The organism is Parendozoicomonas callyspongiae (genome assembly GCF_023502345.1).
Classification (GTDB): Bacteria; Pseudomonadota; Gammaproteobacteria; order Pseudomonadales; family Endozoicomonadaceae; genus Sansalvadorimonas; species Sansalvadorimonas callyspongiae.
Window position 1 is genome coordinate 65,799 of record NZ_JAMFLX010000019.1, and the last position, 19,508, is coordinate 85,306.

A 19,508-nucleotide genomic window follows, 5' to 3' on the forward strand; every position below is an offset into this window, starting at 1 on the left:
CCGTTATTGAAATGAAAATCAGCCAGTTAGTTTCCGGGGAACTTCAGGAGGAGGTTTCCCCATTTGTTAGCCAGGATGAATCACAGGTTGTTCTTGTCGTTGATGATACTCCTGAGAACATCGATGTGCTGAGAGAGGTTCTTCAGCCTGATTATCGGGTAAAAGCAGCGCTGAATGGCCTGCGGGCGCTGAAAATTGCCCGGAGCTCACCAAGACCATCCCTAATTCTTCTGGATATCATGATGCCGGGGATGGATGGATATGAGGTTTGTCGACAGTTAAAGGCTGATGCCAGAACCTCGGACATTCCAGTGATCTTTGTCTCGGCCATGACCAGTGATCAGAATGAATCTCTGGGATTGTCGCTCGGTGCTGTAGATTATATTGCCAAGCCTGTTCGTCCGGAAATTGTTCGGGCCCGTGTTAATACTCACCTGGCGCTACATGATCAGACTCGCTGCCTTGAACAGCTTGTGGCCCAGAGAACCCGCGAACTTAGAGAATCCCGTCTGCAGGTCATTAATTGCCTGGGTCGTGCTGCTGAGTTTAAAGACAATGAAACCGGCCTGCATGTCACAAGAATGAGTCTCTATGTGCGCTTGTTAGCCCAGGCTCTGAATGAGCCACCTGCCTGGGTAGAGCTGTTGCACCTGGCGGCACCCATGCATGATATCGGTAAGATTGGTATTCCTGATGGTATTTTGCTGAAACCCGGCAAGTTGGCTCCTGAGGAGTGGGAGCTGATGAAAAGGCACACCGAATTTGGTGGCAATATCATTGGTGAACATGATTCTGAGCTGATGCGTCTGGCTAAGGAAGTGGCACTGAATCACCATGAAAAGTGGGACGGTACAGGTTACCCCAAGGGTCTTGAGGGGGAAGATATTCCGCTCAGTGCCCGGGTGGTGGCCATTGCTGATGTGTTTGATGCCCTGACCAGTGAGCGTTCTTACAAGAAAGCCTGGCCAGTTGAAGACACAGTTTCCTGGATGGATGAGCAGTGCGGTGCACACTTTGATCCAAAACTGATTGAGGTTTTTCATCAGGTTCTGCCAGAGATTTTGAAGGTTCGGGAGCAATATGCTGAAGATTAAACAGAGCCTTATTGTCATAATGCTTTTTCAGCTATTAACGCTGTCTGGCGTGGCGCTCTGTGCAGATGAAAAGGGAGACTGGCCAGATATTTTGAATGTCGGTTTGATAGAAGGGGGGAGGGAACCCTACTACTGGCTGGACAGTGAGAAGCAGATTCCGGAAGGCTTTTATATAGATGTCATGAGGGGCATTACCGAAGATACGGGCATCCGGTTTAATTACTACTTCGTCCCCCAGGCTCGCATCCGCCTGTATATGAGGTTGGGCTTGTTTAATCTGGAGCCTGGTATTGCAGAGAGCTGGCGCCAGGAGACTGAAGAGGTCAATCATTCTGTTTATAGTGAGCCCTTCCTGATTTTACATGAAGCTATTGTCAGCCACGCTCCGTTAAACCCGGATGCGTCTTCACTGCAGGACTTGCCTCCTGGCCGGGTATGTCAAGTACTTGGTTTCAGTGGCAAAGATAACAGGGGGCATGAAGAAATTATCGTTATCACTGACCTGCAGTCTTTAAAAATGATTGGTCGTGGGCGCTGTGACTACGCTGTTATGCCCCTTGATGTTGCCAGTTATCTCTCTTCCCAGTTAAAGATAAAAGTTTATTTTTCTCAGCCGCTGAAAAGACACCTTTTGTCTTTACGGCTCGATAGGCAATTTGAATACCTGCTTCCTGACATCAACCGCAGTCTGGTGAAAATGTGGGAAAGTGGGTATATGGAAGAATTGATTAAGCGCTATGGTATTCAATCTATGGAAACGAATGAGTTGAATAGCCTTGCTATGGCTGGGCTACCGGCTTCATATTGAACGGAAGTTGATAGGCCGCCAGGGAATTGAGAATGGCACACCCGCCAGCGAGTATTAATGGGGCCATAATACAACCGCCTTCTATCAGATACTCTGCGGTTAATGGGAACAGCCCTCCAAAAATGGTAAAGCCAATATTATGGCTAAGGCCAAGACCTGTGAACCGGGTTGTTGTTGGGTATAGTTCGACAATGATTGTCTCATAGGAAGCCAGAACCATACTGAGAGGGATTGTCGTGATCAGTAGCAGTATCAGGGAAGTGTAAGGGGCTGCTTCACTGCTTATGATCTGGCTGAACAACCATAAGCCCGGTAACAGCAGTAGCGCTCCCGTCATATTCAAACGCTTTCTACCGATCTGATCAGATAGCCAGCCATAAAATGGAACCTGCGAGCATATTGTGAGAAATGCGAGCGTGGAAAGAGAGAAAGACGATGCGGCAGACCATTTAAGGTGCTGCCCAAGCCATACCGGCGCATATAGAAAGAAAGACACCATACATGCAGGTACTGACGCCAGGCAAATCCCCTGAACAACTCTAAATGGCTGTTGTTTCATCAATGTCAGAAATGGATTTTGCAGCACTCCATTCGCCTGTACAAGATCCAGAAAAGGCGGGGTTTCCTGCATCTGGCGTCGTGCTAGCAGCAAAACCATTCCCAAGGCAAAACCGAGAATAAATGGCAACCGCCACCCCCACTCCGATATTTGGCTTTCACTCAACGACAAAGTCAGGATATAGCCGGTAAGGCTTCCTGCAAGATTACCGGAGGTGATGGCAGTGATAATTATGCTGATATAACGTCCACGACAGCGATAAGGCAGCCACTCAGCCAGATAAACAACTGAGCCAGGAATCTCACCTCCTACTGATGCTCCCTGAAGAATGCGCGAAATCATCACCATAATCACGGCGGCAGGGCCAATACTTCCATAATCTGGGATCAAACCAATGGCCAGGGTACTGCATGACATCAGGGATAGGGTAATTAAGAACTGGTTTCGGCGGCCAAAACGATCACCAAAGTAACTGAACACCAGTCCCCCGAGGGGGCGGGCCAGATAGCCAGCAAAAAACAACAGCATAACGCCGGATAAACCGGTTACCAGCCCAGCTTCAGGGAAGAACGCAGATCGTATATGCGAAGCAAACAGCATAAACAGCGTGAAGTCGTAAAATTCCAGTGCCCCTCCGGCAGCGGTGATAAAAAGCAGTTTATGTTGTTGCTTTATGGTGACTGAGCTGCTCATCTGATCCCCCATGCTTTGAAGGGAACAAAGTAGTTCAAATTGCCTTTTGGAGGTATTTCGATAGTAAAAGCAGGCGATAAGACGTAAAGTTCGTTTTTTCCTTCTAATTTGACCCATTATGAGCACCATATCCTGCCGTGTGGGCTGTGGAGCCTGCTGCATTTCACCTTCGATCAGTACGCCTATTCCCGGTATGCCCAATGGCAAGCCAGCGGGTGTACGCTGTATTCAGTTGGATGACAAAAACCTCTGTCGCCTGTTTGGTAAGCCTGAACGCCCGGCTGTGTGCGGAAAGTTTGCGCCAGATTCTCTGACTTGCGGAGAGAGTTCAGAAGAGGCAATGTTACGAATTCTCGAACTGGAACAACTGACTGCTAGTTAAAGGGCTCCACTATGAGCGAATCTTCTCTTTATCTCCTTGCTGAGCTGACTGGAAAAGCTTTGAGTGAAACCAATCATATTCTGGCGACAGCAGAGTCCTGTACTGGCGGTGGCATTATGCAGGCCATGACAGAGGTGCCAGGAAGTTCCGGTTGGTGTGAGGGTGGTTTTATTACCTATTCCAACGCTGCCAAAAAGCAGCTTTTGGCTGTTCCTGAAACTACATTACAGCAGTATGGCGCAGTCAGTGAACAGACTGTTCTGGCTATGGCCGAAGGTGTGTTGTCCAGCTGTGGTGCCACGGTATCGGTGGCTGTCAGTGGTATCGCCGGGCCTGATGGCGGCACTGATGATAAACCTGTCGGTACTGTATGGGTTGCCTGGGCAGGTGCCGGATCACCTGCCAGAGCCGAGAAGTTTCTGTTTGAAGGTGATCGCAGTTCGGTAAGGCGTCAGACTGTTTTTGCCGCGCTGCATGGCATCATTGCCCTGTGCCAGCAATAAATGTCAAAGATTAAAGTGCATAACACCCTATTCTCGAAAAGCATTTCATAAACTAATCCCGATAAAAACTATGCGCTTTTCTGAAACTGTGTTTTAATACTGTTTATGTATACAGTATTAAGCCTGTAAGTATTAAAAAACAGGCAGACAAAGAATTTAAACAGCAACTGGAAAATGCGAGTGAGGTGAGCGATGGATGACAACAAGAAGAAGGCGTTAAGTGCAGCGCTGGGTCAGATTGAGCGGCAGTTCGGTAAAGGCGCAGTTATGCGCATGGGTGACCAGAAGCGGGAAGCGATTCCGGCTATTTCTACAGGTTCCCTGCAGCTGGATATCGCCCTTGGTATTGGCGGTTTGCCCAAAGGCCGGATTGTTGAAATCTATGGCCCGGAATCTTCCGGTAAAACCACAATGACCCTGAGTCTGATCGCTGAGGCCCAGAAGTCAGGTAATACCTGTGCATTCGTTGATGCCGAGCACGCACTGGATCCGGATTATGCTGGCAAGCTGGGTGTCAATGTTGATGACCTCTATGTGTCCCAGCCGGATACTGGTGAACAGGCGCTGGAAATCACCGATATGCTGGTTCGCTCCAATGCTGTTGACGTGATTATCGTGGACTCTGTTGCTGCGCTGGTGCCCAAGGCCGAAATTGAAGGCGATATGGGTGATTCCCATGTGGGGCTGCAGGCACGTTTGATGAGTCAGGCGCTGCGTAAACTGACCGGTTCCATTAAGCAGGCCAACTGTCTGGTTGTATTTATTAACCAGATCCGTATGAAGATCGGTGTGATGTTCGGTAATCCCGAAACCACAACCGGTGGTAATGCCCTGAAGTTTTACTCCTCTGTTCGTCTGGATATCCGCCGTACTGGTGCCGTCAAGCAGGGCGATGAAGTGGTTGGTAATGAAACCCGGGTGAAGGTTGTAAAGAACAAGGTTTCCCCTCCCTTCAAGCAGGCCGAGTTCCAGATCCTTTATGGTCAGGGTATTTACCATATGGGTGAGGTCATTGATCTGGGTGTGAAGCTGAAGCTGGTTGAGAAAGCCGGTGCCTGGTACTCCTACAAAGGCAGTAAGATTGGTCAGGGCAAGGCGAATGCTGCCCAGTATCTTGAAGATAATGCCAATATTGCCAGGGAAATTGAGGGTGAAATCCGTCGCCAGCTGCTGAATATTGAGTCTGAGGGCAAGGATGTGAAACAGGCTGAAGATGGTAAGCCAAAGTCCAGGCGTGAAGCAGTGACTCCGGCCTGACATGTCGGAACAGGAAACCCTTCTACGGCGTGCGGCCATGGATCTGCTGGCACGCCGTGAACATTCCCGCCGTGAACTGTTTGGCAAACTGCGCAGTCGGGCTGAATCAGAAGATGCGTTGGAAACAGTTCTGGACCGCCTGGAAGAGGATCGTCTTCTTTCTGATGAGCGTTTTGTTGAAACCTTCGTTCGCTCCAGGGTAAACCGGGGTTATGGGCCGGTGCGGATTCGTCAGGAATTACAGCAGAAAGGTATCGACAGCGATAATATCCAGCAGGGGGTTGATGGACTGGATGCTGACTGGTACGAACTTGCCTGTGAATCCCGGATACGTAAATTCGGTTCAGGCAAACCCGTTGATAACCGTGACCGTAACAAGCAGATGCGTTATCTGCAGTACCGGGGGTTCGATATGGACTCTATCCGGGAAGTGATGACTACTACGGAAGGTTATGAGTCGTAAGTCATCAATGTGAAAAAGCTGACAGTCAGGTCAGCTTTTTTATGTCAATAGTTGTTATGGTCAGAGAATCAGGGCAGTTTAAAGGATAGATTTGTGTAACGGCCCTGTGTCGGACTCGGTTCTGTCTGCTAGGGTGATAGGAAACAGTATATAAAAATCTTTGCGTTCGCCGTCGTATAAGAACAAGAAGCAGAAGTGTTCATAAGGGATAACAAGACACATGGCTGTGAATCTGGCGATACCCGTTTCTGACAAGCTTTATCAGGCCTGTAAAAGATATATCAGTTGTGTTGAAGATAATCCGAGCCGGGCAGATACCCGCAGGCTGATATCTGTCATGCATATGACAATCGAGGAATCAATGGGTGCTGTGGGACTCGATATCCTTAAGCATGCCGAACTCGGTCACACCATTTACTTTATTGCCAGCATGGCGGAAAAAGGTGTTCTGGCAATTACCAATTCTATTCTCAAGCGCGTTATCAAACAGATGGATTCAGGTCACCATCATCTGGCGGCAACATATATGAAAGGATTGCTGCGCGAGATGGACCACCCCCTTGAAGGCCAGAGTGTCTGCCTTGCCATTCCCATTGATCATGAAATTGCTGTGGGAATTCTGGAAATGATCGAACGCAGCAAAACAGAGCCGGAAAAACTGACCCGTGAGGAGATCGGTGCACACTTGGGTGAGGTTCTGGATGTCTGGCTGGATGTTGTGCTGGCCAAACCTTTGGCAATGATGAGCCTTGATTCTGTTGCCAGCCGCCTGGCGGAAAAAGGCATTCACACAGCCCGCTCTACCCTGCATGGTGCTTCCTTTAAAGCCTATCGCCACTTATCGGTTAAGCAGAAAGCCAAGATAGGTGAGTACCTTGGCCACTTCTTTATTGATGACACGGCCTCTTTCAATGCTGCTCAAGTTGGTGGATTTGATCAAGAACCTGTGAGTTCACCGGCGTCCTGATATAGTGAAGCTGCCCCAGGCGGATAATCTCTCCATTCAGGTCGTCAACTTCAGTCGGTTTCCCATTCTGGATATCCTGCCACATGCTTGAACGGGCCTTCGGGTCTATGGAAAGCATCTGCTTTGCAAGTAATTTAAAAATAATATCAGGTGTATTTAGAAGGCGAGGCAGCCATTTTACTGGAACCTTGCCCAGAGAAGTCGGTGATATCCCGGCAGCTTTATAAACCTCGAGCCCTTCATAAATGCATGCCGCCAGCATTTTTCTGAAATGACGTGTCTCCAGCTCTTTCTTTAAAGGAATGTCACTGATTGCATTAATGGGGTTGTTAAGGTTGACCAGCAGCTTACTGTACTGGACGGAGCGCATATCGGTATGCCATACAGGCTGGAATGTCTTTGCAAATAACGCTTTCAAGCTGGCAGCTGCCGGATGTTCGCCAAGATAAATATCCCCCTCGGTAGCTTTATGGAAGTGACCACCTGGCAGAGACACAACATTAAACACTACTGTACCGGGGATAACCGTGGCATCAGGAAGAGCAGTGGATAGCTTGGGAGCATTATGCACACCGTTCTGCAGGCTGAAGACTGTGGCATCCGGGCGAAAGTGGGCAATATCCTGTGATGCCTGTTCTGTCTGATGGCTTTTGGTACAGACAAGAATCACCGAGCAATCCCTCATTGCCTCAGGAGCTTCGGAAAATTCAAAAGTATCAGGAGGAAATGTAAGTGGTTGACTGTCCTGGTCACTAACGGTGAGTCCGTGTTGTTTAAGGCTGTCGCCAATATACGGGCGGCCAATCAAAACCAGAGAGACTTTCTCTTTTAAAAGCTGTCCGGCCACATAACAGCCAATGCAGCCAGCACCCAGAATGGCAATTTTCATTATTATGATCTGTGGTGTCGGTGGTTCAGCCCAGAAATATACCTTTGAATTGACAGTAGTGACAGCTTTTACAAAAAGCTTCCTGTTAGCATTGGGCGCAAATACCTGACAAGGATGTTGTACTGCTATGCATTGCCGCTGGCACTTTCCTGCTCTTATCGTGACAGCTTTTCTCTCTGCCTGTAGTGCGCAAAATGATAAGCCTCCGGTTATTACCGCTGTTGATCAGGTATATGCAGCTCATCAGGCCAGTCTTGCGCAGTATCAAAAAGGAGAAGCGGAAACTGTACCGGTACCTGAAGTTAAAGATGATCTGGGTTTTGAGGCGCTTATTCGTGTGCTCGCCAAAGAAACGACAATTAACTGGGGCGATGCCAAAAGAGCCAGTCGAACAGAGTATGTCAAATACTCCAATCACTACAGAACGCGGGTCTTTGTTGATTTTGAAAAAGGCCGGGTTCGGATTGAAACCCTCGATAGACAGGATTTGCACCAGGCAATAGTCACTACTCTATTGACTCCCAATGATCCCGAACAAGTCGATATTTTCAGCGACAGTGAAGTGGCCCTCGGTAAAGAACCGCTTCTTTATAAGCAGGTATTTGACCAAAAGGGTCAGTCTATTCGCTGGTACTGGCGTGCCAGTCAGTATGCGGATTATCTGATCGCTAACCACCTCATGCAGAACAAGACTGCGAAAGGGCCGGTGTTTTATGTGGATTTTGCCATGAAGCAAAATCGCATGAGTAATAAACGGTATCAGTACGCCAGTCTGGTTCGAACAAATGCCCGCAGATATGGAATCGATGAAAGTCTGATCTATGCCGTCATGCGCACGGAAAGCAGCTTCAACCCATTTGCAGTCAGCTGGGCCAATGCTTATGGACTGATGCAGGTGGTGCCTTCAACGGCCGGGCGGGATGTGTTCCAGCGCATTTATAAAAAAAGAGGAAAGCCTTCACGTTCGTATCTGTTTAAGCCAGCCAACAATATCAAGATTGGAACAGCTTACCTGCATATATTAAACACCATCTATCTGAAAGATATTCAAAACCCGTTGTCCCGGCGGTACGCTATTATCTCTGCCTACAATGGTGGAGCGGGAAATGTGCTGAAAACATTTCATCGCAATAGAACGCAGGCTATAAAAGCTATCAACAGGCTGAAGCCTTCGCAGGTTTACTGGGCTTTAACAACAAAGCATCCTAGGTCGGAATCAAGAAATTACCTGAAGAAAGTGACCAGGTTCGAGAAGTTATTTCATTCAGGAAAGGTTTGATGAATGCGGCTCAGGCGGATTTGGTGATCATACCATGATGGATCATATCGATATTGTTATTACCTGGGTTGATGGCTCGGATCCAGCCTGGCGCAGAAAAAGAGCCTATTGGCAGAATTATGAGCCGCAGGAAGGATCTGTATTAAGAACGGGAGATGTTGAAGGGCGTTACCGCGATACAGGTGAGTTAAAGTATTTGCTGCGCTCCATTGAAAGCTACTGGCCGGGAAAGCCAAATATTTTCCTGGTGACAGATAATCAGATTCCGGCCTGGATTCGGTCTGATCACCCTCAGTTGCATATCGTTGATCATCAAGATTATATACCTGAACAATATCTGCCTCTATTCTCATCACAGGCTATTGAATGTCAGCTTCATCATATCGCCGGTCTGTCAGATACCTTTGTGTATTTTAATGATGATGTATTTTTGGCCAGACCTCCTGAGTGGGATTTAATGGCTGGCCTTAATGGTCCTGTTTTTCCTGTTGCCGAAATAATGGAGGAAAACTCTGGTCCAGAAATGTTTTCCGATCAGTTGTCGGTCACTTATTGCTGTCGATGGATCCAGAAAGTTTTCAAAATACAGCAGGAACCATGGTTGCCGGCACATGCTCCCAGAATGCTCAATAAAGACTGGCTGAATCAACTTGAAGAGACTTTCCCTGAGCTTTTTCAGGCTGTTTTGTCACAACGATTTCGATCTGAGCAGGGAATAAATATCACCGGTGAACTCTATTATCGATGGCACTTGGCAGAAGGGCGTGGGGAAGTGAGGGATGTTCCGGTTCTTTATATCGAAAGTTGTGCTGATAATGCCCAGGCACTTTATGAGCAGGGCTTAAGCAACCCTGAACAGTGGCCATATATAACCATTAACGACACGGGTGATAATCGCACGGATATTGGGCAGGAAACCCTGGCAATGATTGAGTTTCTGGAAGCTGGATTTCCCGAACCCTCCTCTTTTGAGATATAAAGGCGTTTTGCCCACCAGAACCACTGGTAAAACTCTTTGTCTGATTTGTCCTTAATTTCCAAAGCACCGCCAAGGCGGCCATTTAAAGCCAAAGGCAGTAATATCACTCGCTGTGAGCAGTGTCAGATGCCACAGTCAGCCTGTATCTGTGAACTAACCCCGGAACTGGATACGGAAGCCTCCTTCTGGTTGTTGATGCATCATAACGAGCAGTACAAGCCAACGAATACGGGGCGCTTGCTGTTGTCCGCCATTAAAGGGGGAGGGCGAACCATCTGGCAGCGGAAAGAGCCGGACTTCCGGTTGCTGCACCTGCTTGCCCGTAAAGACCGGTATCCGATTCTGGTGTTTCCGGAACCACTGGCAGTCAATAACTCTGTAGCCAGTCCGGCAGAAACTGCAGCGCAATCCAGGCATGGGCGCAAACCTGTTTTCCTGCTGCTGGATGCAACCTGGCAGCAGGCCAGGAAGATGTACAATCACAGTCCTTATCTCTACAACCTGCCGGTGCTGGGAATAAATCCCGAGCGGCCATCGCGCTACCAGCTACGGCGTTCCCAGAAAGAAAGTCACCTTTGTACAGCAGAGGTTGGTGCTGAGTGTCTGGCATGGCTGGGAGAGAACAGTGCTGCGAATGTTATGCATGACTACTTTGATGTTTTCAATGAGCGTTACCAGGCGGCTCGAAATAACCAGATTATTACCGAATCAGATGCCATGGTGAGGCTCAGACAATATCGTGCAGAATGCGGTCAATTTTGACCCAAATATGAGGAAGGATGGGTAATGGTTAAGCAAGTGACTTTTCTCGGTCTCGGTGTTATGGGATACCCGATGGCTGGACATCTGCAGAAGGCCGGTTACGAAGTCACGGTATATAACCGGACTACCAGCAAGGCCGAAGCCTGGGTCAAAGAGTATGGTGGTAAACTGGCACTGACGCTTGCAGAGGCAGTAAAAGGCGCTGATTTTGTTATGTCCTGTGTGGGTAATGATGACGATCTGCGACAGGTCTGCACGGCTGAGAATGGCGCTTTTGCCGGTATGACAGCGGGCACCATCTTTGTTGATCATACGACAGCTTCAGCAGAAGTTGCCCGTGAGCTGCATGCGGTTGCCAAAGAGCAGGGAGTAGGTTTCCTGGATGCACCGATTTCCGGTGGTCAGGCCGGTGCAGAAAATGGCATGCTGACTGTTATGGTTGGTGGTGATGTCGATATTTATGACAAAGCCGAAGCTGTCATGGATGTCTATGCCCGTTCCGTTAAGCGTCTGGGCGACAGCGGTGCCGGGCAGCTGACCAAAATGGTCAACCAGATCTGTATTGGTGGTCTCGTTCAGGCACTGTCCGAAGGTTTGCACTTTGCAAAGAAAGCTGGCCTGGATGCAGAAGCTGTGATTGATGTGATTTCAAAAGGCGCAGCCCAGTCCTGGCAGATGGAAAACCGCTACAAAACCATGCTGGATAACCATTATGACCATGGCTTTGCCGTGGACTGGATGCGCAAGGATCTGGGTATCTGTCTGCAGGAAGCTGATCGTAACGGTGCAAGCCTGCCGGTGACTGCGCTGGTGGATCAGTTCTACAAAGATGTCCAGAAACAGGGTGGCAGTCGCTGGGATACATCAAGCCTGCTTGCCCGTCTGGAGAAACTCGATAGGGAATAGTCGAAAGAAACTCTGATTTTGTTTCGTTAAATAGATGTTTTAACTAATTAGATCGTGTCCGATTCTTAAATCCCTGTGGTTAGTGTGTTACCACAGGGATGCACGATATATAATGCAAAAATTTTAGCCCTCTACCGGATTAATTCGGTCAATGGCTTATCATTAGCTGTGCTTAACGCCCCCGACTCCCTGGATGGGAAGGTGATATGAAGAGTTCTGAGTTACGTTCTGCTTTCCAAAAATATTTTGAAGAGCAAGGGCACACCGCTGTTGCCAGTGGTTCCCTGGTTCCTCATGATGACCCAACGCTGTTGTTCACTAACGCCGGTATGAACCAATTCAAGGATGTTTTCCTTGGCCGTGAAGCCCGTGACTATACCCGGGCAACGACTGCGCAGCGTTGTGTGCGTGCCGGTGGTAAGCATAACGACCTCGAGAATGTTGGTTATACCGCCCGTCACCACACCTTCTTTGAAATGCTGGGTAACTTCAGTTTTGGTGATTACTTCAAACGTGATGCCATTAAATTTGCCTGGAACTTCCTCACTGGTACCTTGGGTATTCCCGAGGAAAAGCTGTGGGTCACCGTCTACAAGGATGATAAAGAAGCGGAAGATATCTGGCTGAAAGAGATGGGCGTTCCGGCCGACCGTTTTTCCCGTCTGGGTGAAAAAGATAACTTCTGGTCCATGGGTGATACAGGCCCATGTGGGCCCTGCAGTGAGATTTTCTATGATCACGGTGAGGATATTGCAGGCGATCCTCCCGGTGGCCCGAATGATGATGGCGACCGCTATATCGAGATCTGGAACATGGTATTTATGCAGTTCAACCGTACTGCAGATGGCGAGATGCACCCGCTGCCAAAGCCTTCCATTGATACCGGCATGGGTCTGGAGCGTATCGCTGCCGTAGTGCAGGGTGTCCATAACAACTATGACATCGATCTGTTCCAGCATATTCTGGGCGAGGCTGGCAAGCTGCTTGGTGGTGTAGATAGCTCTAATAACTCCCTGCGCGTTATTGCTGACCATATCCGTTCCAGTGCTTTCCTGGTGGCTGATGGTGTTCTGCCTTCCAACGATGGTCGTGGCTACACTCTGCGCCGAATTATCCGCCGTGCCTGCCGTCATGGTCACAAGCTGGGTGCAACCGGCTCCTTCTTCTACAAGCTGGTTCCTGCTTTGGTTGAAGCCATGGGAGATGCTGCCCAGATTGTGGCTGACAACAAAGATCAGGTGATGGACATCCTGAAGAAAGAAGAAGAGCAGTTTGCCCGTACCCTGGACAAGGGTATGAAGATCCTGGAAGACGATATCGCCGACCTGAAAGGTACCGTTATTCCTGGCAAGACTGTCTTCACTCTCTATGACACCTATGGTTTCCCGGTTGACCTGACCAACGATATTGCTCGTGAGCGTGGTTTGACCATTGATGAAGATAGCTATGAAGCCTGCATGGAGGAGCAGCGTCAGCGTGCCCGTGCAGCCAGCCAGTTTGGCGTGGATTACAACTCTGCCATCACTGTTGAAGGTGAAACCGAGTTTACCGGTTATACCAATCTGGTTGATGAAGACACTGTAAAAGCATTGTTTGTAGAAGGTGAAGCGGTTAATGCCGTGACTGCTGGCACAAAAGCTGTTGTCGTGCTTAATAAAACACCTTTCTATGCCGAATCAGGTGGTCAGGCAGGTGATACCGGTATCCTGGAAACGGCAAACGGTGAGTTCCGTGTGCTGGATACCAAGAAAGAAAGTGGTAACCATCTCCATACCGGTGAAGTCGTATCCGGTTCTTTGAAGATTGGTGAGAAAATTTCTGCAGAAATTGATGCTGACAAGCGTGTTGATTCTGCCCGTAACCACTCTGCAACTCACCTGGCCCATGAAGCCCTGCGTCGTGTTCTGGGTGGACATGTACAGCAGAAAGGCTCTCTGGTTGACAGTGACAAGCTGCGCTTTGACTTCTCCCATGGTGAGGCCATGACAGAAGCTCAAATCAAAGAGGTCGAGCAGATTGTCAACACGCAGGTACGTGCCAACAGTGCTGTTAACACAGAAGTTACTGATATGGACACAGCCCACGAACGCGGTGCAACCATGCTGTTTGGCGAGAAATATGGCGATACCGTACGTGTGCTGAGCATGGGTACAGACCGCTTCTCCGTTGAACTGTGTGGTGGTACCCATGTCGAACGTACTGGCGATATCGGTCAGTTCGTTATTACCAGCGAAGGCGGAATCGCCGCTGGTGTGCGCCGTATCGAAGCTCTGACCGGTCAGGCTGCCCAGGATTGGTTAGCCGAAAATGATCGCCGCCTGCTGGAAGTGGGTTCCCTAGTGAAGGGTAACCGTGAAACTGCTGCAGATAAGGTTAAGGCTCTGGTTGCCCGCAACCGTGATCTGGAAAAAGAGATCCAGCAGCTGAAGCAGAAGCTGGCCAGTGCTGCGGGTGCCGATATGGCATCTTCCGCGGTGGAAGTCGCAGGTGTGAAACTGCTTTCCACCAAGCTTGAAGGTGTTGATCCCAAGTCCCTGAGGGATATGGTTGATCAGCTCAAGAACAAGCTGGGTAGTGGCGTCATCATGCTGGCAACTGAAGCAGGTGGCAAGATCAGCCTGGCTGCGGGTGTGACCAAGGATCTGACCGGCAAGGTAAAAGCCGGTGATCTGCTGAAAATGGTGGCGGAACAGGTTGGTGGCCGTGGTGGTGGCCGTCCTGACTTTGCCCAGGGTGGTGGCTCGGATGCTGCTGCTCTTCCCAGTGCGCTTGCTTCTGTTGAGAAGTGGCTGGGAGACAAGCTGTCTTAACAGTTGATATAAGCGGCTGCGGTACTGAAAACAATGGTTTTTCAGTGCTGCAGTCAAGGCGAGTTATGAAACAGGGATGATTTCATACTTTTGGGCGAGGCACCCTTATCTCTCAGGAGGTATAACTTTGCCCTTTGCTGTTTCTTTACGGGGTGATTTGATACATTCCGAACCGTGAATAATTAAAAGCAAATAATATGGCGCTCATAGTACAGAAGTTTGGTGGAACGTCGGTTGGAACCATCGAACGGATAAAGACAATAGCCGAGAAGGTGCAGCGCTTCCGCAATGATGGTCATGATGTTGTGGTCGTTGTATCAGCCATGTCGGGGGAGACAAACCGTCTTGTTGGGCTGGCCAGGGAAATTCAGGAACATCCCGCTCCGGGAGAGATGGATGTTCTGCTGTCGACCGGAGAGCAGGTGACCATTTCCCTGTTATCTATGGCTCTTCAGGAGCTGGGATGCCCGGCGGTATCCTATACCGGCTGGCAGATCTCTATCAGAACAGACAGTCATCATAACAAGGCCCGTATCCAGGAGATTGATACGGAAGCGGTTAAGAAAGACCTTGGAGAAGGGCGCGTGGTTGTCGTGGCCGGTTTCCAGGGGATTGATGAGTGCGGGCGCATAACTACGCTGGGCCGAGGGGGCTCAGATACCACTGCTGTAGCACTGGCGGCAGCGCTGGAAGCGGACGAGTGTCAGATCTACACCGATGTGGATGGTGTTTATACTACTGACCCTCGTGTTGTTGAAGGTGCACGCAGACTGGATAAAATTACCTTCGAAGAGATGCTCGAGATGGCGAGTTTGGGCTCGAAAGTGTTGCAGATCCGGTCAGTGGAATTTGCCGGCAAGTACAATGTCACCCTGAGGGTGCTGCACAGCTTTGAAGAAGGCCCGGGAACACTTATAACACTCGAGGAGCAGGACGAAATGGAACAACCAGCAGTATCAGGTATCGCATTTAACCGCGATGAGGCAAAACTCACCATTAAGGGAGTGCCTGATATACCAGGAGTTGCTTCCCGGATCCTGGGGCCGATAAGCCGAGCCAATATTGAAGTGGACATGATCGTACAGAACGTGTCTGCGGATCAGACGACCGACTTTACTTTCACGGTCCACAGAAGCGATTATCAGCGGGCGATGGATGTTCTCCAGAAGACCTGCAATGACCTGGGTGCCCGTGAGTACGACGGGGATAACAAGATTGCCAAGGTCTCTATTGTTGGCGTAGGAATGCGCTCACATGCCGGTGTGGCAACCAGAATGTTTGAAGCTCTGGCTGCAGAAGGCATTAACATACAGATTATTTCCACATCTGAGATCAAAGTCTCAGTTGTGATTGCGGAAAAGTACCTGGAGCTTGCTGTCAGGGCACTGCATTCTGCGTTTGAGCTCGATCAGGAACCCGTATCCGGGCGGTAGATTGGGTAAAGGCTTGGTAAAAATACGCATGCAAATAGCGGGTTACATGGTTAAGCTGCTTGCTTGTAAAGTTTTCGAGCCTTTTTTAAGGGGTTTGTTCAAAAGGCTTCTCTTTTGTACAAACGGTTGTTGCGGTAAAGCACTGGAAGTGTCCGGGCCTGCTTATGCAGGACGGTGTGCTGACGGAGCATATAACAATGAACCGCTTGGTGTGCGTGGCAGGTACACCCTTATATGAGACCTCTGTCTGATAAGGGAGGGTGACCATGAAGGGAACGGCCGGTTTCAGGGCTGCGCATCCAGAAAGCCGAAAGATAATACAGTATTCGATTGCTAAACGATCAGGCTGTATTACCTTTAGGCTTCGGTCATAAGAAACCGGCGGGCAGTATTGAAGGTTGTCGTACCGTATTGGGCGTCCCACAGTGCTGTCATCGATTACGGTCATTGTTTGTGGGTTTAAGGGAACAAGGAGACAGTAATGCTCATTCTGACACGCCGAGTTGGTGAGACCCTGATGGTCGGTGACGATGTCACTGTGACTGTACTGGGGGTAAAAGGAAACCAGGTTCGTATCGGTGTAAATGCGCCTAAAGAAGTCGCAGTTCACAGAGAAGAGATCTATCAGCGGATTCAAAAAGAACGTGAAGGCGGCTCCGGTAATGGTGGTAACAATCATCAGGCGTGGGCACATGAAACCGAGGAAGAGGGCGAGGGACAGTATTAAGCTAACCTTTTGTTTTCACTGGTTAATTAATAAGGAAACAAAGGCGTAATTAGCTGTAAAAAGGACTTTGCATTCAGCGCGAATCTGTTATTATAGCGGCCGTCTCTGCGGTGAGGTGGCCGAGTGGCTGAAGGCGCTCCCCTGCTAAGGGAGTATACCCTAATCCGGTATCGAGGGTTCGAATCCCTCCCTCACCGCCAGATTTGCAAACGTTATCTGGCTGATTCATTTGTTGGTGACGTGAGTTAGCAGAAAATAGAAAAATTGTTTTTAGATTTGTTTGTTTTCTGCTAATTTGATTTGCGATTTCTGCGCGCTCATAGCTCAGCTGGATAGAGTACCTGGCTACGAACCAGGCGGTCGGAGGTTCGAATCCTCCTGAGCGCGCCATCTTTAACCCGTCTGTTTGACGGGTTTTTCATGCCCAGTATTTTGCATGTTTAATTCGATAGAAAACTTCGGATTGACAGGAAGTATACTGACGGTATGATGCGAGACGTACGGTGAGGTGGCCGAGTGGCTGAAGGCGCGCCCCTGCTAAGGGTGTATACCCTAATCCGGTATCGAGGGTTCGAATCCCTCCCTCACCGCCACCTTCAAGAATCCCGTTGCAGTTATCTGTAGCGGGATTTTTGCATTATGAAGCGCGTAAAATTCCCTGTTTTTCCGGCTCTAAATAGCTGTCAGAAAGGTACTGTCTCAGTACCGTGACCACCTCTGATGTGGCAAGAGTTTTCCGGACACTTTTTTACGCTACCTCGGCAAGTTCTTGCTCATACTTGAACGGTGCCAGGTATCCATTGCTTGAGTGCTTTCTCTGACGGTTATAAAACACTTCAATGTATTCAAAAAATTGCCTGCTGGGCCTCTTCTCTTGTCTGAAAATCTTCATGGTGAATCAACTCTGTTTTCAGGGTATGGAAGAAGCTTTCAGCCACTGCATTATCCCAGCAATTCCCTTTACGACTCATGCTACAAGTGAAATCATTATCATTCAGTAGCTTCTGATATCGATCAGAAACATACTGACTACCCCGATCGCTATGCACCAGCAAACCACCTTCAGGTCTGCGCTTCCACATAGCCATCTCCAGAGAGTCTGTCACCAGTGTCGCTGTCATTCTGCTCCCCATAGACCAGCCAACCACAGCCCTTGAGCACAGGTCTATGAAGACAGACAAGTAGAGCCAGCCCTCCCGGGTCGCAACATAAGTGATATCGCCAGCGTAAGCCTGATCTGGTTGATCCTGATTAAAATCCCGCCCTAATAAATTGTCTGCCACCGGCTTATTATGGCTGGAATCTGTCGTAGCCTTGAACTTTCTCTTGGTTTTACACTTCAGTCCCTCTTCTTTCATCAGGCGATTTATACGTTTGCGGCTTACTGTTTTACCCATATCAGCCAAATCGTCTTTAATACGACGTTCACCGTACAGCTGTCGGCTTTTCTCATGAATAACTCTAATGTTCGCCTTCAATGCCTGATCCTCCTGAGAACGATTGGATTCAGGGCGGGAGAGCCATTCATAAAAGCCATTGCGGGATACCGACATAACCCGACACATAGCAGAAAGACTGAACTGCTCCCTGTAATCACTGATAAACTGGAATCTCAGTGACACTCCTTGGCAAAGAAGGCGGCTGCCTAATGGGATGGTCTGCTCCACTCCACTAACTCTCTGCACCTATGCTGAGAACACTTTTGCAGGAGTAAGCACCATGTCAGATAACACCCATATTTACGGTATTGACCTGGGAAAGAACTGGTTCCATGTTGTTTCCATGGATAAGAATGGCCATATTCTCTTCAAAAAGAGACTGACACGGACTCAATTAAAAGCTTTTATAGCTAATACTCCTCCGAGTCTTGTGGCCTTTGAGGCTTGCCCTGGCTCACAGTACTGGGGGCGGTTATTTACAGCGGCAGGTTTCACGCTAAAAATCATTCCTGCTCAGTTTGTTAAACCATACCTGAAGTCCAATAAGAATGATTTTAATGATGCGGCTGCAATTGCGGAGGCTGGTAGCCGTGGGACTATGCGCACGGTGCCACTGAAGACGGATGAGCAGCTCGCTTTGCAGGCAACTCATAGAGTCCGGCAACGTTTTATCGTTGAACGAACTGCAACAGTCAATCAGATGAGGGCTCTTCTATTGGAGTATGGAATTACGGTTCCTAAAGGTCGAAAGATATTTGAGAAGTCATTACCAAACATTCTCGCTGATACTGACAGTGAGCTACCCCAATATATCCGGTCCCTAATAACCCGGCTTCGGGATCGCTGGAAGCAGCTCGATCAACAAATTAATGAGATGTCGGGGCTTTTGCAAGGTGCCGCTGAAAAATCAGATAAATGCCAGCTTGTTTCCTCAGTTCCAGGTATCGGCCCTATTGTCTCAACCGCTCTTATCGCTGCGATAGGGAATGGGTCTCAATTCAAACGTGCCCGAGACCTTTCCGCCTGGCTGGGTTTAGTTCCCCGGCAATTCTCAACTGGAGGCAAGTCGAATCTGGGGAAGATAAGTAAACGAGGAAATATCTACTTGAGACAACAAGTTCTCCAGGGAGCCAAAGCTCTTAAAATACACATGAAGCGAGAGAAATCGAGTTTGGGTCAGTGGGTTGCCAAGCTTGAGACCTGTCACCATCACCATGTTGTGTTAGTGGCGCTTGCTAACAAAATCATGCGTATCTGCTGGAAAGTGCTGACATCTGGGAAGCAATATCAACCTTTCCCTGAAGCAGCATAAGAATTCAAAAAACCTACGTATTCCTGGTTTTGCGAGTAACAGGCCGATAACAGAAGCGTTAACCCCACGCGGTTGCAAACCTGGCTAAAAAAGCAGTTCTCGTAACTGAGCGCCTTATTAGGTCTACTGCGTGCGGATCCCATCGTGGCCAGAGCCAGCAGGCTCATTCATAGGCCGGATACATTGACGCAAACGTATTCTGAAAGCCAGCTTGGACTTGCAAAAAGGAGCAGACCATACATTTTT

Annotated in this window: 19 protein-coding genes and 3 tRNA genes; 18 read left to right on the forward strand and 4 right to left on the reverse strand. The window is 49.0% G+C overall.

What is annotated here, in order from left to right; translation table 11 throughout:
• The first annotated feature begins 11 nt into the window (after positions 1–11).
• On the forward strand, positions 12–1,094 hold the full coding sequence (locus M3P05_RS14070; protein ID WP_249700388.1) for an HD-GYP domain-containing protein: 1,083 nt from the start codon (positions 12–14) through the stop codon (positions 1,092–1,094).
• Positions 1,081–1,902, forward strand: coding sequence for a substrate-binding periplasmic protein (locus M3P05_RS14075; protein ID WP_249700389.1), 822 nt, complete (start codon positions 1,081–1,083; stop codon positions 1,900–1,902). Before M3P05_RS14070 ends, M3P05_RS14075 begins: the two co-directional genes overlap by 14 nt.
• Here the strand turns inward: M3P05_RS14075 and M3P05_RS14080 are convergent.
• Positions 1,874–3,154: an MFS transporter gene (locus tag M3P05_RS14080; protein ID WP_249700391.1), complete on the reverse strand. Its 1,281-nt coding sequence runs from the start codon at positions 3,152–3,154 to the stop codon at positions 1,874–1,876. The genes M3P05_RS14075 and M3P05_RS14080 overlap by 29 nt on opposite strands.
• Before the next feature lie 118 nt (positions 3,155–3,272).
• On the opposite strand from M3P05_RS14080, the gene M3P05_RS14085 reads away from it, so the two are divergent.
• The 5 genes from M3P05_RS14085 (at position 3,273) to M3P05_RS14105 (ending at position 6,726) form a co-directional block, all read left to right on the forward strand.
• Positions 3,273–3,536: a YkgJ family cysteine cluster protein gene (locus M3P05_RS14085; protein ID WP_249700392.1), complete on the forward strand. Its 264-nt coding sequence runs from the start codon at positions 3,273–3,275 to the stop codon at positions 3,534–3,536.
• Between the two features lie 11 nt (positions 3,537–3,547).
• Positions 3,548–4,039, forward strand: coding sequence for a CinA family protein (locus M3P05_RS14090; protein ID WP_249700393.1), 492 nt, complete (start codon positions 3,548–3,550; stop codon positions 4,037–4,039).
• A gap of 192 nt (positions 4,040–4,231) precedes the next feature.
• Positions 4,232–5,296 carry a recombinase RecA gene (recA, locus tag M3P05_RS14095; RefSeq protein ID WP_249700394.1) on the forward strand — a complete coding sequence of 355 codons (1,065 nt, stop codon included), beginning with the start codon at positions 4,232–4,234 and terminating at the stop codon, positions 5,294–5,296.
• A gap of 1 nt (position 5,297) precedes the next feature.
• Positions 5,298–5,759: a regulatory protein RecX gene (locus M3P05_RS14100; protein WP_249700395.1), complete on the forward strand. Its 462-nt coding sequence runs from the start codon at positions 5,298–5,300 to the stop codon at positions 5,757–5,759.
• A 220-nt stretch (positions 5,760–5,979) separates the two neighbouring features.
• The gene (locus M3P05_RS14105; protein ID WP_249700396.1) at positions 5,980–6,726 is read left to right on the forward strand and encodes a hypothetical protein; all 747 of its coding nucleotides are present in this window, start codon (positions 5,980–5,982) and stop codon (positions 6,724–6,726) included.
• On the opposite strand, the gene M3P05_RS14110 is transcribed toward M3P05_RS14105, so the two are convergent.
• Positions 6,668–7,615 (reverse strand): 2-dehydropantoate 2-reductase, encoded by a 948-nt coding sequence (locus M3P05_RS14110; protein ID WP_249700397.1) that lies wholly within the window; start codon positions 7,613–7,615, stop codon positions 6,668–6,670. The two genes, M3P05_RS14105 and M3P05_RS14110, sit on opposite strands and share 59 nt — an antisense overlap.
• A gap of 127 nt (positions 7,616–7,742) precedes the next feature.
• Between M3P05_RS14110 and mltC the strand changes: the two genes are divergently transcribed.
• The 10 genes from mltC to M3P05_RS14160 all read left to right on the forward strand — a co-directional run bounded on the left by mltC (position 7,743) and on the right by M3P05_RS14160 (position 17,104).
• Positions 7,743–8,894 carry a membrane-bound lytic murein transglycosylase MltC gene (mltC, locus tag M3P05_RS14115; protein WP_249700398.1) on the forward strand — a complete coding sequence of 384 codons (1,152 nt, stop codon included), beginning with the start codon at positions 7,743–7,745 and terminating at the stop codon, positions 8,892–8,894.
• A 34-nt stretch (positions 8,895–8,928) separates the two neighbouring features.
• On the forward strand, positions 8,929–9,873 hold the full coding sequence (locus M3P05_RS14120) for a Stealth CR1 domain-containing protein (protein WP_249700399.1): 945 nt from the start codon (positions 8,929–8,931) through the stop codon (positions 9,871–9,873).
• Positions 9,874–9,918: 45 nt separating this feature from the next.
• Positions 9,919–10,635, forward strand: coding sequence for a tRNA-uridine aminocarboxypropyltransferase (locus tag M3P05_RS14125; RefSeq protein ID WP_283777817.1), 717 nt, complete (start codon positions 9,919–9,921; stop codon positions 10,633–10,635).
• Positions 10,636–10,659: 24 nt separating this feature from the next.
• Positions 10,660–11,541, forward strand: a complete 882-nt coding sequence (locus M3P05_RS14130) for an NAD(P)-dependent oxidoreductase (RefSeq protein WP_249700402.1) — start codon at positions 10,660–10,662, stop codon at positions 11,539–11,541.
• A gap of 206 nt (positions 11,542–11,747) precedes the next feature.
• Positions 11,748–14,351 carry an alanine--tRNA ligase gene (gene alaS / locus M3P05_RS14135; RefSeq protein ID WP_249700403.1) on the forward strand — a complete coding sequence of 868 codons (2,604 nt, stop codon included), beginning with the start codon at positions 11,748–11,750 and terminating at the stop codon, positions 14,349–14,351.
• A gap of 197 nt (positions 14,352–14,548) precedes the next feature.
• The gene (locus tag M3P05_RS14140; RefSeq protein WP_249700404.1) at positions 14,549–15,784 is read left to right on the forward strand and encodes an aspartate kinase; all 1,236 of its coding nucleotides are present in this window, start codon (positions 14,549–14,551) and stop codon (positions 15,782–15,784) included.
• A gap of 481 nt (positions 15,785–16,265) precedes the next feature.
• Positions 16,266–16,511, forward strand: a complete 246-nt coding sequence (gene csrA / locus M3P05_RS14145; protein ID WP_249700405.1) for a carbon storage regulator CsrA — start codon at positions 16,266–16,268, stop codon at positions 16,509–16,511.
• Between the two features lie 109 nt (positions 16,512–16,620).
• Positions 16,621–16,711: transfer RNA gene (locus M3P05_RS14150), tRNA-Ser, on the forward strand.
• Between the two features lie 113 nt (positions 16,712–16,824).
• A tRNA-Arg gene (locus M3P05_RS14155) sits at positions 16,825–16,901 on the forward strand.
• A gap of 112 nt (positions 16,902–17,013) precedes the next feature.
• Positions 17,014–17,104 (forward strand) — tRNA-Ser (locus M3P05_RS14160).
• A 155-nt stretch (positions 17,105–17,259) separates the two neighbouring features.
• Here M3P05_RS14160 and M3P05_RS21255 read toward each other — a convergent pair.
• Positions 17,260–17,403: an IS3 family transposase gene (locus tag M3P05_RS21255; RefSeq protein ID WP_408635917.1), complete on the reverse strand. Its 144-nt coding sequence runs from the start codon at positions 17,401–17,403 to the stop codon at positions 17,260–17,262.
• Entirely contained in the window at positions 17,357–18,178 is an 822-nt protein-coding gene (locus M3P05_RS14165; RefSeq protein ID WP_249700406.1) for an IS3 family transposase, read from the reverse strand. Before M3P05_RS14165 ends, M3P05_RS21255 begins: the two co-directional genes overlap by 47 nt.
• 52 nt (positions 18,179–18,230) lie before the next feature.
• Here M3P05_RS14165 and M3P05_RS14170 point away from each other — a divergent pair, with 52 nt between their 5' ends.
• On the forward strand, positions 18,231–19,262 hold the full coding sequence (locus M3P05_RS14170) for an IS110 family RNA-guided transposase (protein ID WP_283777816.1): 1,032 nt from the start codon (positions 18,231–18,233) through the stop codon (positions 19,260–19,262).
• Positions 19,263–19,508 lie beyond the last annotated feature (246 nt).

Coding starts and splice junctions, on each gene's coding strand:
- M3P05_RS14070 (WP_249700388.1), top strand. CDS start 12: ATGAAAATCAGCCAGTTAGTTTCCGGGGAACTTCAGGAGGAGGTTTCC.
- M3P05_RS14075 (WP_249700389.1), top strand. CDS start 1,081: ATGCTGAAGATTAAACAGAGCCTTATTGTCATAATGCTTTTTCAGCTA.
- M3P05_RS14080 (WP_249700391.1), bottom strand. CDS start 3,154: ATGAGCAGCTCAGTCACCATAAAGCAACAACATAAACTGCTTTTTATC.
- M3P05_RS14085 (WP_249700392.1), top strand. CDS start 3,273: ATGAGCACCATATCCTGCCGTGTGGGCTGTGGAGCCTGCTGCATTTCA.
- M3P05_RS14090 (WP_249700393.1), top strand. CDS start 3,548: ATGAGCGAATCTTCTCTTTATCTCCTTGCTGAGCTGACTGGAAAAGCT.
- recA (WP_249700394.1), top strand. CDS start 4,232: ATGGATGACAACAAGAAGAAGGCGTTAAGTGCAGCGCTGGGTCAGATT.
- M3P05_RS14100 (WP_249700395.1), top strand. CDS start 5,298: ATGTCGGAACAGGAAACCCTTCTACGGCGTGCGGCCATGGATCTGCTG.
- M3P05_RS14105 (WP_249700396.1), top strand. CDS start 5,980: ATGGCTGTGAATCTGGCGATACCCGTTTCTGACAAGCTTTATCAGGCC.
- M3P05_RS14110 (WP_249700397.1), bottom strand. CDS start 7,615: ATGAAAATTGCCATTCTGGGTGCTGGCTGCATTGGCTGTTATGTGGCC.
- mltC (WP_249700398.1), top strand. CDS start 7,743: ATGCATTGCCGCTGGCACTTTCCTGCTCTTATCGTGACAGCTTTTCTC.
- M3P05_RS14120 (WP_249700399.1), top strand. CDS start 8,929: ATGATGGATCATATCGATATTGTTATTACCTGGGTTGATGGCTCGGAT.
- M3P05_RS14130 (WP_249700402.1), top strand. CDS start 10,660: ATGGTTAAGCAAGTGACTTTTCTCGGTCTCGGTGTTATGGGATACCCG.
- alaS (WP_249700403.1), top strand. CDS start 11,748: ATGAAGAGTTCTGAGTTACGTTCTGCTTTCCAAAAATATTTTGAAGAG.
- M3P05_RS14140 (WP_249700404.1), top strand. CDS start 14,549: ATGGCGCTCATAGTACAGAAGTTTGGTGGAACGTCGGTTGGAACCATC.
- csrA (WP_249700405.1), top strand. CDS start 16,266: ATGCTCATTCTGACACGCCGAGTTGGTGAGACCCTGATGGTCGGTGAC.
- M3P05_RS21255 (WP_408635917.1), bottom strand. CDS start 17,403: ATGAAGATTTTCAGACAAGAGAAGAGGCCCAGCAGGCAATTTTTTGAA.
- M3P05_RS14170 (WP_283777816.1), top strand. CDS start 18,231: ATGTCAGATAACACCCATATTTACGGTATTGACCTGGGAAAGAACTGG.